Below are 14710 nucleotides of genomic sequence, written 5' to 3' on the forward strand. Positions count from 1 at the left end.
CGGTCCGCGGAGCGCGACTGGGACGGATCCCCGCGCTCACTCGATCCGCGACCCGTCCGGTCGCTTCGCGCCCTCCGAGTCGAAGACAACCACTTCGCCCGGGTCGCGCTCGACCGACTGGTAGTTGTCCCGGACGGCGATGGCTTCCTCGAGTTCCCGGACCGCTCGCTCCTTGAGCGCCCGTGCCAGTTCCTCGGCCTCCTCGCGCGAGATATCCCGGCCCAGTCCCTCGCACTCGTGGGCGCGGACCATCCCCTCCTCGTCGACGGCCTCGCCCATCGGCTGGCTCGTCCCGCCGAGCGCCACGCTGAAGGGGTAGGTCCGACAGACCAGCGGCCGGCCGCCGTGGACCGTGCAGGCGCCGACGCCGTCGTCGTCCTCGGCGTAGAACGTGCAGTCGCCGCAGTCGTCCGTCTGGAGCGCCCACTCGAAGGTCTCCCCCTGCGGCCCGTCCTCGCCCTCGACCAGTCCGTAGGGCATCGGTCGCGCCACGTCGCGCCAGTCGTAGTCGTCGGTCGCCTGCAGCTCGCGTACTTCGTCGGGGAAGACGGTCGCGGTGTGGTCGTGGCCCTCGGCATCGGCCGTGCCGTCGCCGGGTTCGGCGGCGTCGCCGTCCGCGTCGTCGGCCCCGCTCTCGCAGCCCTCGACGGCCTTGCAGCAGGCGCCACAGCGGGTACACTCGAAGCCGATGGCCTCGATGGCGTCGGCCAGCTCGCTCACGTCCAGGGCCTCGGCCCGCTCGCGCTCGGCTTCGAGACTCTCCATGGGCGAGCTACCGGGTCGACGGGCAAAAGCGCGTCGCGAGCGGTCGGGCGACGAGGCGGAGACGGGGCGGCGACGGCGGCGCCCGTCCTACGCCGGTCGCGCTCGGTCGCCGTCCCACCGGACCGACCCCTCGACGGCGAGCTTTTCGAGGTGCGCGCGGACGGTCGCCTCCGCGAGGTCCCGGACCCCGGACAGGTCCTTGTCGTAGGCGGCGGTCGTGATGTCGGGGACCGTCTCCCACCCCTCCGCGACCGCCTCGCGGACTCGGCGCTCGCGGTCGAGACGGTGGGCGAGCAGCCGCGCCGTCGTCTCCCGGACGGCCACCCCCTCGACCGCGGGGCCGTGGCCGGGCAGGAGGCGGTCGGGCGCCATCGCGTGGACCCGCCGGAGAGAGCTCAAATAGGCGCGCAGGTCGCCCTCCGGCGCGCCGACGACGACGCTCCCCTCCGCGACCGCCAGGTCGCCGCAGACGAGCGCGGAGCCTCCGCCGTCGTCGGCCCTTCCGTCCCCGTCGGCTGCGAGGAATCCGACGTGTTCGGGGGCGTGTCCGGGCGTGTCCACGACGTGAACGGCTCCCTCCCCGGTTTCGATGGCGGTCCCCTCGGCGAACGTCCGGTCGGGTTCGACGCCGGTCGCGGCTTCGAACGCGTCCGCGCGGCCGGTTCTCGCCCAGACGGTCGCGTCGTGCGCCTCGGCGTAGTGGGCCACGGCACCGACGTGGTCGGGGTGGTGGTGCGTGACCGCGACGTGGCCCACGTCGCGCTCGGCCGCCAGATCGTCGAGCCGACCGGTCCGGGCGGCGGGGTCGACCAGCAGCGCGGGATCGGCGCCCAGCACGTACGCGGCCGTCTCGCCGGTCGGCGCGCGGGTCTCGACCGCCGCGTCGACTCGCGCCACGTCGGCGTGCCTGGATTCCATCGGTATCCCGTTCGGTCGGGCGACACCTGTCAGTTTCGGGACTGCACCGTTCGACGCGTATATGCTTTCTGTCCCGATAGATGCGACGCATTTACCAGTGGGAATCACTTCGTCGGAGTCGTGAGACGCACCCTGATAGCGGTCGCACTGGTAGCGATGGTCGCACTGGCGGGCTGTTCGGCGCTGACCGGCGGCGACGCCGCCGACACCGACCGGCCCGGCGCGACGGTTTCGGACGACCGGGTCGCCGTCGAGAACGACGACGCGGGCGCGACCGGGGTCAACCAGACACTTCGCCTCGCGGTCGACGAGACGACGAACGGGAGCGAGTGGACCGCGATCGGCGCGACGTACCCGCGCGAGAACTTCACCGTCGACTCCGCCCAGCACGGGGAGATCGCCCTCGGCGTCGACACCGACGACGACGGCGAACTCGACCGCGAGTTCAACGAGAGCCACGTTAGCGGCGTCAACAACAACGCCTACTCCTTCGACGTGACGCTGGACACCGACTACACCCTCTCGGAGGGCGACGTGGTCGTCGTCGGCTATCCCGCCGTCGACAACCCCGCCGAACCCGGCGACTACGAGGTCGACGTGCGCGTGAACGACCGGCAGAACGCGACGGGCACGGTCACCATCGAGTGACGGTCCCGACGCGGTGACCGCTCGCGATCGCGGCGGCCCGCGGCCCCGCGGGGGTCGACAGGCATTTACTCGCGGCCGGGCGACTCACCGACAGATGCGCGAGGCACACCCCGTCGAGCGGGCGGTCGGGATGGCATACTACGTCAGCGACGCGCCCGGGGTGGGCGGCCACCTCCGCGAGTCGCCCGAGGACTTCCGCGTCACCGAGGTCGAGGCGTTCGAGCCCGACCCGCTCGACGCCGACGCCGGCGCCTACCCCAACGTGCTCGCACGGGTCACGCTGCGAGGGTGGGACACCAACGACTTCGCGTCGGAACTGTCGGATCGCCTGGGTATCTCCCGCGAACGCGTCTCCTGGGCGGGGACGAAGGACAAACACGCCGTCACGACGCAGCTGTTCTCGGTCGCCAAGGCCGACCCCGACGAGGTGCGAGCGGTCGAGATCCGCGACGCCGAGGTCGAACTCCTCGGCCGAACTGGCCGGCCCGTTCTCTTCGGCGATCTGGCGGGCAACGCCTTCGAAATCACCGTCCGCGGCGTCGACGAACCCGAACACGCCGACGCGACGACCTCGGACCTGCGGGCGTTCGCGAGCGGGGACGACGCCGCGGAGTCAGGGGACCCGGACGCCGCGGCCGACGAACCCGCGACCGTCGGAGTCCCGAACTACTTCGGGCAGCAGCGGTTCGGCAGCAAGCGGCCGGTCACCCACGAGGTCGGCCTGGAGATCCTCCGCGGCGACTGGAAGGGCGCGGTGCTGGCCTACGTCGGCAGTCCGGCCGAGCGCGAACCGGAGTCGACGCGGGAGGCCCGCGCGTACGTCGACGAGACCGAAGACTGGGCGGGCGCGCTCGATAGGCTGCCGAAGCGACTCGGCTTCGAGCGGTCGATGTGTCACCGGCTGGTCGAGCGACAGGAGGAGCGAGGGGGCGAGGGAGAGGGAGACGGCGAGTGCGAGCGCGGCGACGACGGCCTCACCGACGAGGACTACCGCGCCGCACTGGAAGCGGTCCCCTCCAATCTCCAGCGGCTGTTCGTCAACGCCGCCCAGTCCTACGCGTTCAACCGGATGCTCTCCGAGCGACTGGAGCGGGGCCTCCCGTTCCACGAGCCCGTGGCGGGCGACGTGGTCTGTTTCGCCGATTCGGAGGCGCCCGAGGGTGTCGCGCTGCCGGACACCGACCGCACCCAGCGCGTGACCGAGGACCGGCTGCGGACGGTCCGCCGCCACTGCGAGCGCGGGCGGGCGTTCGTCACCGCACCGCTGGTCGGCACCGAGACCGACCTCGCCGACGGCGAGATGGGCGAGATCGAACGCGCGGTGCTGGACGACCTGGACCTCGACCCCGCGGACTTCGACCTGCCGGGCGAGTTCGAGTCGACGGGGACTCGGCGGGCGGTCCTGTTGCGGACGGAGCTGTCCGTCGACCGCGCCGCCCCCGACCGGGACGGCGACGACGCCGACGACGCCGACGACACCGACGGCGCGCTCGCCTTCGAGTTCACGCTGCCGAAGGGGAGTTACGCGACGGTCGTCCTGCGCGAGTACCTCAAGCGCGACCCCGACGACCTCTGAGCGCGCCGGGCGCTGCCGGGTCGGGGGCGTTCGGCTGTGACCGACACCCACGGAGCGGGATTTCCGCGCCGCTTTTGACGCTCGCACGGGACCGATCCGACATGGAGTGTCGGCGCTGTGGCTCGTCGCTGGAGCGGCCGGGCGACTACTGCCTGGTCTGTCGCTCCGAGAACGCCGACGCCGTCGTGCTGGAACTCGACCGCGACCGCGCCCGCGTGACGACGCTCGTCGACGAGGAAGTAGTGGGCGTCCGCGAGGTGACGACCACCCCCGAGGACGGCGACGAGAGCGAGGTCGTCGAACTGCGGAACTTCGCCGGCCTCGTCGCCGATGAAGTGCGGCGCAAGCGCCCCGAGGAGGTGTACGCGACCGGCGAGCGCGAGGTGCTGCGGGCGGTTCGGGGCCAGTTACACCACGACTTCTACCGGGTCGGCGACGACGAGGACCCCGTCGAGTCGGTGCTCTCCCGTCGGGGCGACGCGCCGCTGGAGGTCGTCGAGACCGCACCCCGGGAGAAGATCGGGGGGTCCCACTCGACGCTCGTCGGCGGCCGCGCAGGCCAGCGCGCCATCCAGACCGTCGCCGGCCACCCCCACGTCAAGAAGATCATCCCCGGCCCCATCGACGCCGGCGGCTCGGGGTCGCGGTCGGGCGTGCGCGCGAAGGCCACTCGCGCCGGCGAGAACGGCAACGTCCGCCTGCTCATCCGCGACGGCTCCTCCGTTCAGGAGAACCGCGTCGTCACCACCGCCCGCGAGCGCGACCTCGGCGAAGTAGTCCGGGAAGACCTCAACGAGGCGCTGCGCGAGGCCGACCTGCAGGACTGACGACGAGCGTCTCCGACGACCACCTGACCCTTCCGCCGCCCGACCTTCGTTTTCACATCTGATACCAGATATGTATGCGACCGTAGTCGAACCGACCCTATATATAACCGGGATTTATACGGGGGTCTGAAAAACGTCAGATCGATGGACGGAGAGGACAGCGGCGGGGTCGGATCGTACGTTCCGGACGTGATACGCGGGCGATTCGTGCTGAAGCTCGCGGCGGTCGTCGCGGTCGCGGTCGTCGTCTCGTCGGCGATCGGGCTGATGTTCTACGCGAACGCCACCGACCGGATCGACAGCCAGTTATCGGATCGTGTAACGTCGACGGCCCAGCTCCAGGCCCAGGGGCTCGAACGGTGGGTCGGCGGCGTCCGCCACCAGACGCGGCTCATCTCGCAGGCGCCGCCGTTCCAGCGCGACGACCGCGAGGCGATCGACTACCACCTCCTGCGCCAGGGCGGGCGGATGAGCGAGTCGATCCTGGACGTGCATTACGTCGACTCCCACAGCCGGGAGGTGCTGGTGAGCACGAACGACAGCGTCGAGGGGACGAACCTCTCGCGAGCGGGCGTCCCCTGGGCGCGCGACCGCGCGGCGACGGTCGGTCGCGTGACCAACATCGCCGAACGCGTCTTCGTCGCGAGCGAGCCCTACGAGTCGCCCTCCTCGGGCGAGCGAGTACTCGCGTTCGTCAGCGCCGCGCCGAAGAACACCGAGAACCTCGTCGTCGTCGAGGCCGATCTCGGAGCGCGCGCCCAGCAGTTCCATCAGACGGTCGACGAGGCGTCGACGACCGTCCAACGCCGCAACGGGGCCCGCGTGATGGGGACACTCTCGGGGAACGCGACCCTGCCGGGCGAACTCACGTCGGCCGAGTCGGCCGGGCTCACCCGCGGCGACGGGAACGTCGTCGGATTCGCGCCGGTCGACGGCACGGACTGGACGGTGGCGACGGTCGTCCCGGCGAGCGCCGCCTACTCGATGCGCAACTACGTCGGGTCGAGTCTGCTCGCGGGGGTCGGCGCGACCGTCGCGGTGTTCGCCGTCGCGACGATCGCCTTCGGGCGCCGGTCGGCCAAGACGCTCGACGACCTGGCCGAGCGGGCCCGCGCCATCGAGGACGGCGACCTCGACGTGGACTGTTCGACCGACCGGGTCGACGAGTTCGGTCGGCTCTACGGCGCCTTCGACGAGATGCGCGACTCGCTACGCGAGCAGATCGCCGCCGCCGAGTCGGCCAGGGACGAGGCCGAGCAGGCGCGCGAACGGGCGGAGGCCGCGCGGGCGGAGGCCGACGAGGCCAAGCGAGAGGCCGAGCGGCTCAACGACCGTCTGGAGGCGCGGGCGAGCGAGTACGGCGACGTGATGGCCGCCTGCGCGGCGGGCGACCTGACCCGGCGGCTCGACGCCGAGGCCGACAGCGACGCGATGGCCGAGATCGCGACGGCCTACAACGATATGATGGACGAGTGGGAGGCCACGATCCGACGGGTCCGTGCGTTCGGCGAGGCGGTCGGGACCGCCGCCGCGGACGTGACCGAGACGGTCGACGACGTGCGCGACCGGAGCGCGGGCGTCCGCGACGCCGCCGAGACGATGTCCGACGACGCGGCCGCACAGTCGGCGAAACTCGACGCGGTCTGGGCGGAGCTCGACGACCTCTCGGCGACCGTCGAGGAGGTGTCGACCGTCGCCGACTCCGTCCGGACGACCGCCGACGAGACGCTCGAACGCAGCGAGGCCGGCCGCGAGGCCGCCGCGGCCGCCGCCGACGCCCTCGGCGACATCGAGGACTCGACCGACGAGACGCTCGCGCAGGTCGAGGCTCTCGACGACCTGACGGCCGAGATCGAGGCCGTGACCGACCTCATCGGCGACATCGCCGAGCAGACGAACATGCTCGCGCTGAACGCCAACATCGAGGCGGCCCGCGCCGGGACCGACGGCGGTGGCGACGGCTTCGCCGTCGTCGCCGCGGAGGTCGAGGAACTGTCCGAGGAGACCGTCGAAGCCACCGCCGAGATCGAGTCCGCCATCGACCGGATGCGCGGACAGATGGAGACCGCGGTCGACGAGGTCACGGCGACCAGCCGGAAGGTCTCCGCGGGGACCGAGACCGTCGCGGACGCGCTGGCGGCGTTCGACGACATCGCCGACGGGATCGAGGCGACGACCGACGGCGTCCGCGAGATCGACCGCGCGACCGCCGAGCAGGCCGAGTCCACCCAGGAGGTCGTCGCGATGGTCGAGTCGGTCTCCGAGATCGGCGACCGGACGGCCGCCCAGTCCGACGCGGTCGCGGACGACGCCACCGAGCAGTCGGCCGTCGTCGACGAGGTCGGTCGCGACATCGGGACCCTCGCCGACCGCGCCGCCGAACTCGACGACGCGCTGGCCGCCTTCGATGTCGAGACCGACAGCGGGTCCGCCGGTGAGGGCGGCAGCGGACTCGCGTCCGACCGTGGCCGCGGTGTCGAACGGGGGCCGGATGCCGGCACGGACGCCGGTGCGGACGACCGATCGGAGGCCCCGCCGCTCGACACTACCGGGCCGGACGCGCAGACCGACGAGGGGGACGAACGGGTTCGACGCGTCGAATCCAGCGAGATCGTCTCTGTGGAGGGAGGCCCCGTCGAAGCGGTCGAGGGTGAGACGGGCGGGACCGACGACTGAGTCGGTCGACCGCGGCGACTGCGGCGGAAGCCGCCGACCGATCCGGAACTGGGACCGTCTCGGCGACTCTTGTAGGCCCCCGAGCTATCGGGGGTGCAATGTGGGAACTCGGTCCCGACGCTGACGAACCGGAGTGGCGCACAGTCGAGAGTCCCTTCGAGAAGACGATCTTCGCGGTGGTCGAGACCGCCGAAGGCCCCTACGCCATCGGCGACGGGGGGACGCTGCTGGCCGACCGTGGCGGCGGCTGGGAGGTCGTCCTCGACGACGGCCCCCGCACTCGCGACAACCAACTGCGCGGGATGGACGTGACCAGCGACGGCAAGCGGGTGTGGTTCGCCGGCTCCAGCGGCGCGCTGGGCTGTTACGACGTGGAGACTCGCCGGAAGTACGACTACTCGAACCCCAACGAGATGACGAGCACCTGGGAGGGGCTGGCCGTCGCCGGCCCCGCCGGCTCCGAGAAGGTGCTGGTGGCCAACGGCTCCGGCGAGGTGTTGCCCTTCTCCGTCGACGGCTTCGACGAGGACTGGGAGGCGGTGAGCAAGCCGGCCTCGAAGGGGTCGAACATCGCGGCGCTCGCGGCCTCGCCCGACGGGGTCGGCTACGCGGTCGACACGAGCGGCAACGCCTTCCGCACGACCGCCACCGACGGCTGGGAGGACATCGGTATCGTCAACGCCCAGGTGAAGTTCTACGACATCTACGCCGGCCGCGAGGGACGGGTGTACGTCGCCGCCGGCGACGGGCGTATCTACCGCTACGACGACTCCTACCACTCCTGGACGCCGATCGGTGTCGCCGAGAAGTCCCTGCGGGCGTTCGACATCCACGGCGACCAGATGGTCGTCATCGGCCACGGCGGGACCATCTACGAACGGGACGGCTCCTCGCGCTGGCGGAAGCTCACCTCGCCCGTCGGCGTCCAGCTGTACGACGTGGCGCTGGGCGACCCCGACATCATCGTCGGCAACTCGGGGACGATCCTCGAACGACCGCGCGGCCAGCCCCGCGACGCCGGTACCAGCCCCGACGGCGACAACTACGACGACCGCGGCGAGTACTTCGACGCCGACGAGACGGGCCCCGGCGAGTCCGGCGGGTCGTCCGGTGACTCGGGTTCGACCAGCGGCGCGTCCGGCGGAAGTTCGGGCGCCGCGACCGGCGGCTCCACCGGCGACTGACCTGGTTCCGACGCGACCGCCGCGGCTCGCGGTTTTTTTAGTTCGACTCGGACGCACCGCTCGCTCGATTCGACTCCGAGGCGGCCGTCCGTTCGAGGATCAGTCCGTTCGACCCGACGGCGACGGTCGGGTCGCCGCTCGCGACGCCGCGGATCGTCTTCGACCCGTCCCAGCGCTCGCGCCGCCAGCCGGCGCCGCCCCGCGCGTACAGCGAGCCGCCGGTCCCGGCGGCCAGTGAGGGCGGGTCCGCCGTCGAGTCGTCCGCCGCCGAGCCGCCAGCCGCGAGCGTCCGGACGGTGAAATCACCGAGCGTGTGTGGCGTCCACGCCGACCCGTCGGGCGGACCGCCGTAGACGCGCCCGTTGCCGCCGCCGACGAGCAGGCAGTCGGGCGATGCGGCGACGGCGTAGAGGCTGTTCCCCGCGCCCTCGACGCCGATCCGTTCCCAGCCGTCGGTGCCGGTGGTCCGGTAGACCGCGGCGTTGCTGTCGACCGCGAAGCCGACGCCGTCGGCCGCGGCCAGCGCGGTGACGGCCGTATCTCCGGACGGGACGGTGGTCGGTCCCCAGTCGAGCGTTCGGCCCGAGACTTCGGCGGGGAAGACGTGGCCGCTCCCGTCGGCGACGAGCAGTTTCTCCGAGCCCCGTTCGCCCTCGACCGCCAGCGCGCCGAAGCCGTCGGTGATCCCCCGCGGCTCCGAGCGGTCGACCCGCCGGCCGGTCGGCAGGTCGTACCACCCGAGCGCGCCGTTGGCGCCGACGAACCAGACGCGCTCCCCGTCGCTCGTCGCGTCGACCGCCCGGAGCGTCTCGCCGCGCGCGCTCGGGCCGTCCTCGACGACGACGCCCCAGGTGCCGCCCGTCGCGCGGGCGACGACGGCCCCGCCCGTCGCGACGGCGCATGGTCCCTGGCTGGTGGCGGCCACGTCGTGATACGTGTCCGGGACCGGCGAGTCGACGGCCGTCCAGCGGGCCGGTGGGGCCCCGGACGCGAACTCCCACATACCCCGACTCGCGCGGCCGCGGACGTAAGCGGACGCGACGGTCCCGTCTCCGGGACGGTCACGCCGCCGGGAGCGTCGCGGTCGCTTTTCCCCGCGGTCGGCCAAACGGGGGCGAGCCGACGGGACGGAGGATTCTATGACAGGTGACACGACGACCGACCGCGAGGAGAGAGGAGACGACGGCGACGGTGAGCGTGGTGCGAGCACCGGGGACGGGGCGGCCGACCCGGCCGCCCTCGCGGTGGCGCGGGCGGAGGCCCGTCACACGCTCGGCGAACAGATCGACGCGCTGACCGCCACGGACGCCAAGGCGCTCAAGTTGGTGCAGTTCTCGACCGGGTTGCTCGGCGTCGTCCTCTCGGTCCTGTCGTTCGCCGGTCCGGGCGCGCGGGCGGCGGCGAACCGATATCTGGTCGCCGGTACGGGGCTGTTGGTCGTCGCGGCCGTCGTCGCCGTCGTGGCCTACACCGCGACGGCCCGCGTGGTGGGTATCGACGGCGACAGCCTCCGGCGGACGACCGAGGGGGTCTCCGAGCGCTCGCTCGAACGGGCGCTGGTCGCGGAGTACGCCGACTGGATCCGGTTCAACGCCGTCGTCAACCGCCGGGGCGCCCTGCTGGTCACGGTCACGCTGCTCTGTGTCCTCGGCGGGATCCTGGCGTTCGCGCTCGGCGTCCTGCGCGCGACGCTCGGCCCGCTGCACCCGACCGTCCCCCTCGCGGCGCTGGGGGTCCTCGCGGCGGCCTGCTACGCGACCCGGGCCCACCGGCAGGTCCTTCGAGTCCGCGCGGTGGACCGCCCCAGCTACGGGGACCGCTCCGACGGGGACCGGTCCGACGAGCGGTCGGCCGGCCCCCGGATCGACGGCCAGGAGGCGTTCGTCGGCGACAGCGTCCGCGACCCCGACTGACCGCTGGACCGCCCGACCGCGTGCGCCGGGGGCATCCCCTCAGTCGGCGCCCGCGGCGTCCAGCGCGGCCAGCAGCTGGTCGCGGCCGGAGGCGCGGAACGGGGCGTCGAGGTCGCGGAGTTCGGCGCGGGAGAAAAAGCGCGCCGCGGCTGCGTCCGAGCCGGCCGCGGCGGTCCCGCTCGCGGCGTCGGCGGGCGCGGCGTAGTTGAACGAGACCATCGTCGCCGCGCCGAAGTCGAGGAAGCCGTCGCCGAGGAGTTCGAGGTCGGCGGGTGCCACCGACAGCCCGGTCTCCTCTTCGAGTTCGCGCGCGGCGCCGGCGCGGGGCGGTTCGCCGCCTTCGATCCGGCCGCCGGGCAGCGCCCACTTGCCGGCGTCCTCGCCGACGCCGAGTCGGACCAGCAGGAGGTCGTCGCCGTCGACGACCGTCGCCCGCGCCATCGGGACCGGGTTCCGGTATATCGTCAGGTCGCAGGCCGCGCAGTGCGGGCGGACCCCGTCGGAAGTCTCCCGGTCACCGAGTTCGGCGCCGCAGGTCGGGCAGTGCGTGACGGCGTCGGTCTCGACCGTCCATCCCATGGGCGGCCCGTCGGGCGGCGCGACCAAACGAGTTACGCCCGTTTGGGGCTCGGCGGACTGACCACCCCGGCCGGTCGGACACGACTCGCAGGGTTTATACGGCGCAGCGCCGGACGGTACGATACTATGGCCGAACAGCAGGGACGAACCGGGAGCGCGGGACGGTTCGGCGCGCGGTACGGCCGCGTCGCTCGCCGCCGCGTCGCCGAGATCGAGAGCGAGATGAACGAGGACCACACGTGCCCCGACTGCGGCGAGGACCGCGTCGACCGCCAGGGCACCGGCATCTGGGAGTGCGGCTACTGCGGGCACACCTTCACCGGTGGCGCGTACAGCCCGACGACCCCCGGCGGCCGGACGGTCACCCGGTCGATCCGCGCCGCACTCGCCGACGACGACGAATGAGCTACAAGTGCTCCCGCTGCAAGCGCGACGTCGAACTGGACGAGTACGGCGGCGTCCGCTGTCCGTACTGCGGCCACCGCGTGCTCCTCAAGGAGCGCAGCCGCGACATCAAAGAAGTCGACGTGCAGTAGCGCGCGAGCCGTGGACCACGAGGCCGTTTTCGAGTGCGAGTATCCCGACGCCGAGCGCGCGCGCCGCGTCGAGCGCGCCATCGCCGTCGAGGTCGGCGACATCGAGGGCGACCGCACGACCGCGACCCTCGACCGCGACGGCGCGACCCTGACCGTCACCGTGGCCGCCGCCGACCTGGTGGCGCTGCGGGCCGGCTGTAACACCTGGCTGTCGCTCGTCTCGGTCGCCGAGGACTGCGGGGCCGCCGCGGCGGCGGACTGACGCGGTGGCGGCCCGACACGGTGGCGAACCGACGGGTCGTCGCACGTGAACCAGGCCCACAAGTTATGAGCCTCGACGTGGTATCGTTCTCCCAGTAACCATGGGTAACGAGCACGCGTGGGTGGGGACAGCGTGAGCGAGCGAGTGGAAGGTCCGGGGGCGGTGACCGACCCCGTCGTCGCCGAACTGCTCGACGCCGTCGAAGACCCGGCCGTCGTCTGCGACCCGGACGGGACCGTCCGCGCCTGGAACGGGCCGTTCGCCGAGCGGATCGAGGCGGACCCGCACGAGTCGTCGGTCGCGGCGGTCGTCGACTGTCCGAGCGACCCGCTGGGGCGGGCGGTCGAGACCGGCGAGCGGACGATCGGGAGCGGGCCGGTCCGGTCGAGCGGTCGGGCGGTGACCGTCGCCGTCCGGCCGGTCGAGCGCGAGGGGGCGGTCACGGCCGCCGTGGTGACGCTGTCGGACGCGACGGACCCCTTCGAGACGGAGCGGGCGCTCTACGAGGCCAGCGTCGACGCGGCGGCCGACGCCGTCTACGTCGTCGACCGCTCGCACACGATCCGGGCCGCCAGCGACGGGTTCCGGCGCTTCACGGGTATCCCGACCGAGCGCGTCGAGGGGCGGGACGTGGACTGCCTGCGCGAGCTCGGGATCATCGACGGGGAGATCTTCCACGAGGGGATGCGGGCGCTGCGCGAGCTGTTCGCGGGCGCGGTCGACAGCCACACCGTCACCTCACACGTCCGGCTCGACGACGGGATGGGGTACGTCGAGAACCGGCTGTCGTCGATCGAGCGCGACGGCGAGGTCGTCGGCGTCGTCAACGTCGTTCGCGACGTGACCGAGCGCGAGCGCCGCCGGGAGGCGCTGGCGGCCAACCGCGAGCGCCTGTCGACCATCATGGAGGACCTGCCGGTCATGATGGTTGTGGTCGACGGCGATGGGCGGATCGACCACTGTCAGGGGCTGGACTTCGACGCGCTCGTCTGCGACCGGTCGGAGTTCCTCGGCGAGCCCGTCGAGGCGTTCGAGCCGGTGTGTCCGGACCTGGTCGATGGGTTCCACCGGGCGCTCGACGGGGAGACGGGCGACGCGACGGCGGCGATCGGCGACCGGACCTACAAGGCGTGTTTCGAGCCGCTGACCCGGTCCGAGCCCGCGGAGAGCGGCGCGGACGAGCCGGCGCCGGCGGGCGCCATCGCCGTCGCCATCGACATCACCGACCGCACGCGGCGGGAAGCGGAACGGCAGGCCCGCGAGCAGGAACTGCGCGCGGTCATCGAGAGCAGCGCGGACCCGATCGCGATGCAGGACGTCGACGGACGCTACCGGGTCGTCAACGAGGCGATGGTCGAGACCAGCGACGGCGACCGGGACTCGATCGTCGGGTCGACGCCGGAGGCGGTGTTCGACGACCGGTTCGCGACGCGCGTCGAGGCCCACCGCCGGGCGGTGCTGGACACCGAGCGGGCCCGGGTCGTCGAGGAGACGATGGCCGGCGAGCCGACCGACGAGACCGTCCAGTTGACGTTCGCGCCGTATCACGGTCCGGACGGTGAGGTGCAGGGGACCGTCAGCATCGCCAGGGACATCACCGAACTGGAGCGCCAGCGCGGCGAACTGGAGACGCTGGCGGAGATCCAGGAGCTCGTCCAGGAGAGCGTCCGGGCGCTGACGGGCGCGACGACCAGCGAGGCGATCAAGGAGAGCGTCTGCGAGCGGCTGGCCGACTCGGAGTACTACGAGTTCGCCTGGATCGGCCAGCGGGAGGCCTCCAGGCGGGAGGTGACCCCGACCCACTGGACGGGGATCGCCGACGACTACCTCGAGGAGATCACGGTCACGGTCGCGGCCGACGACCGTGGCGGCGGCCCGGCCGGCGAGGCCTACCGCACCGGCGAGGTGCAGGTCGTCCACGACGTGACGAGCGACCCGGTGTTCGAGCCGTGGCGCGAGGCCGCCGTCGAGAGCGGGGTCGGGTCGATGGTCGCGGTGCCGCTGACCCACGGGTCGACGACTCACGGTCTGCTCGCGGTGTACGCCGACCGCCCGAACGCCTTCAGCAGGCGGGAGCTGTCGGGCTTCGAGACCCTCGGCGAGGCGGTCGGCTTCGCGCTCGCGGCCGCCCAGTACCGACGGCTCGTCGAATCGGACTCCGTCCTCGAACTGGAGTTCGAGGTCCACAGCGGGACGCCGCTGTTCGCGGCCAGCCGCGAGCACGACTGCCGGTTCGAGATCGACCACGCGGTCCGGACCGGCGACGACCGCGTCGTCAACTACCTCACCGTCGAGGGCGCCGACCCCGAGGTCGGCGCGGCGGCCGCCGAAGAGCTGTCCAACCTCGTCGAGATCCGCGAACTCGACCGCGAGGACGGTCCGCACTTCGAGATGACGCTGACCGACTCGGTCTTCCGGTACCTCGCCGACGCCGGCGCGCGCGGCAAGCGCGGCATCGTCGAGGACGGCGTCGGGCACATGCTCGTCGAGGCGCCGGCGGACCTGGACGTGCGGCGGGTCACCGAGGCGATGGACGCTCGCTTTCCCGACGTGAGCCTGGCCGCCAAGCGCGAGCGCCACCGCACCGACGCCCCCTGGTGGCCGGGCCACGGCGACATCGGCGCCCGGCTGACCGACCGCCAGCGCGCGGTCCTCAAGACGGCCTACTACAACGGCTACTACGAGTGGCCCCGCGACGCGGACTCCGAGACGCTCGCCGACTCGCTCGACATCGCCTCGACGACCTTCCTCCAGCACCTCCGCAAGGGCCACCGCCGCGTCCTCGAAGCCATGTTCGACTCGCAGTGAGCCCACGTCCGCTCGCCC

At 72.5% G+C, this 14710-nt stretch carries 14 protein-coding genes; 10 read left to right on the plus strand and 4 right to left on the minus strand.

The window, feature by feature from the left end; translation table 11 throughout:
- Positions 1 to 36: 36 nt before the first annotated feature.
- Complete coding sequence (locus tag HZS54_RS10040) at positions 37 to 765, minus strand: YkgJ family cysteine cluster protein (protein ID WP_179922416.1); 729 nt, start codon at positions 763 to 765, stop codon at positions 37 to 39.
- A gap of 87 nt (positions 766 to 852) precedes the next feature.
- On the minus strand, positions 853 to 1683 hold the full coding sequence (locus HZS54_RS10045; protein WP_179922417.1) for an MBL fold metallo-hydrolase: 831 nt from the start codon (positions 1681 to 1683) through the stop codon (positions 853 to 855).
- Positions 1684 to 1803: 120 nt separating this feature from the next.
- Between HZS54_RS10045 and HZS54_RS10050 the strand changes: the two genes are divergently transcribed.
- The 5 genes from HZS54_RS10050 (at position 1804) to HZS54_RS10070 (ending at position 8594) form a co-directional block, all read left to right on the plus strand.
- Positions 1804 to 2331, plus strand: a complete 528-nt coding sequence (locus HZS54_RS10050) for a hypothetical protein (protein ID WP_179922418.1) — start codon at positions 1804 to 1806, stop codon at positions 2329 to 2331.
- A gap of 94 nt (positions 2332 to 2425) precedes the next feature.
- On the plus strand, positions 2426 to 3907 hold the full coding sequence (gene truD, locus HZS54_RS10055) for a tRNA pseudouridine(13) synthase TruD (RefSeq protein WP_179922419.1): 1482 nt from the start codon (positions 2426 to 2428) through the stop codon (positions 3905 to 3907).
- A 101-nt stretch (positions 3908 to 4008) separates the two neighbouring features.
- A complete protein-coding gene (locus tag HZS54_RS10060; RefSeq protein WP_179922420.1) occupies positions 4009 to 4734 on the plus strand; it encodes a DUF2103 domain-containing protein in 726 nt (241 codons plus the stop codon).
- A gap of 144 nt (positions 4735 to 4878) precedes the next feature.
- The gene (locus HZS54_RS10065) at positions 4879 to 7410 is read left to right on the plus strand and encodes a methyl-accepting chemotaxis protein (RefSeq protein ID WP_179922421.1); all 2532 of its coding nucleotides are present in this window, start codon (positions 4879 to 4881) and stop codon (positions 7408 to 7410) included.
- 98 nt (positions 7411 to 7508) lie between these two features.
- Positions 7509 to 8594, plus strand: coding sequence for a WD40/YVTN/BNR-like repeat-containing protein (locus tag HZS54_RS10070; RefSeq protein ID WP_179922422.1), 1086 nt, complete (start codon positions 7509 to 7511; stop codon positions 8592 to 8594).
- A 37-nt stretch (positions 8595 to 8631) separates the two neighbouring features.
- On the opposite strand, the gene HZS54_RS10075 is transcribed toward HZS54_RS10070, so the two are convergent.
- Positions 8632 to 9597, minus strand: a complete 966-nt coding sequence (locus tag HZS54_RS10075; RefSeq protein ID WP_179922423.1) for a hypothetical protein — start codon at positions 9595 to 9597, stop codon at positions 8632 to 8634.
- A gap of 136 nt (positions 9598 to 9733) precedes the next feature.
- Between HZS54_RS10075 and HZS54_RS10080 the strand changes: the two genes are divergently transcribed.
- Positions 9734 to 10507, plus strand: coding sequence for a hypothetical protein (locus tag HZS54_RS10080; RefSeq protein WP_179922424.1), 774 nt, complete (start codon positions 9734 to 9736; stop codon positions 10505 to 10507).
- 39 nt (positions 10508 to 10546) lie between these two features.
- On the opposite strand, the gene HZS54_RS10085 is transcribed toward HZS54_RS10080, so the two are convergent.
- Positions 10547 to 11086 carry an NUDIX hydrolase gene (locus HZS54_RS10085; RefSeq protein WP_179922425.1) on the minus strand — a complete coding sequence of 180 codons (540 nt, stop codon included), beginning with the start codon at positions 11084 to 11086 and terminating at the stop codon, positions 10547 to 10549.
- 126 nt (positions 11087 to 11212) lie between these two features.
- On the opposite strand from HZS54_RS10085, the gene HZS54_RS10090 reads away from it, so the two are divergent.
- The 4 genes from HZS54_RS10090 to HZS54_RS10105 all read left to right on the plus strand — a co-directional run bounded on the left by HZS54_RS10090 (position 11213) and on the right by HZS54_RS10105 (position 14692).
- A complete protein-coding gene (locus tag HZS54_RS10090; protein WP_179922426.1) occupies positions 11213 to 11491 on the plus strand; it encodes a 50S ribosomal protein L37ae in 279 nt (92 codons plus the stop codon).
- On the plus strand, positions 11488 to 11622 hold the full coding sequence (locus HZS54_RS10095; RefSeq protein WP_015408900.1) for a DNA-directed RNA polymerase subunit P: 135 nt from the start codon (positions 11488 to 11490) through the stop codon (positions 11620 to 11622). Before HZS54_RS10090 ends, HZS54_RS10095 begins: the two co-directional genes overlap by 4 nt.
- Before the next feature lie 10 nt (positions 11623 to 11632).
- Positions 11633 to 11884, plus strand: coding sequence for a KEOPS complex subunit Pcc1 (locus HZS54_RS10100; RefSeq protein ID WP_179922427.1), 252 nt, complete (start codon positions 11633 to 11635; stop codon positions 11882 to 11884).
- Positions 11885 to 12016: 132 nt separating this feature from the next.
- A complete protein-coding gene (locus tag HZS54_RS10105) occupies positions 12017 to 14692 on the plus strand; it encodes a bacterio-opsin activator domain-containing protein (RefSeq protein WP_179922428.1) in 2676 nt (891 codons plus the stop codon).
- Positions 14693 to 14710: the final 18 nt, after the last annotated feature.

The sequence above is a fragment of the Halosimplex pelagicum genome (assembly GCF_013415905.1).
GTDB classification, from domain to species: domain Archaea; phylum Halobacteriota; class Halobacteria; order Halobacteriales; family Haloarculaceae; genus Halosimplex; species Halosimplex pelagicum.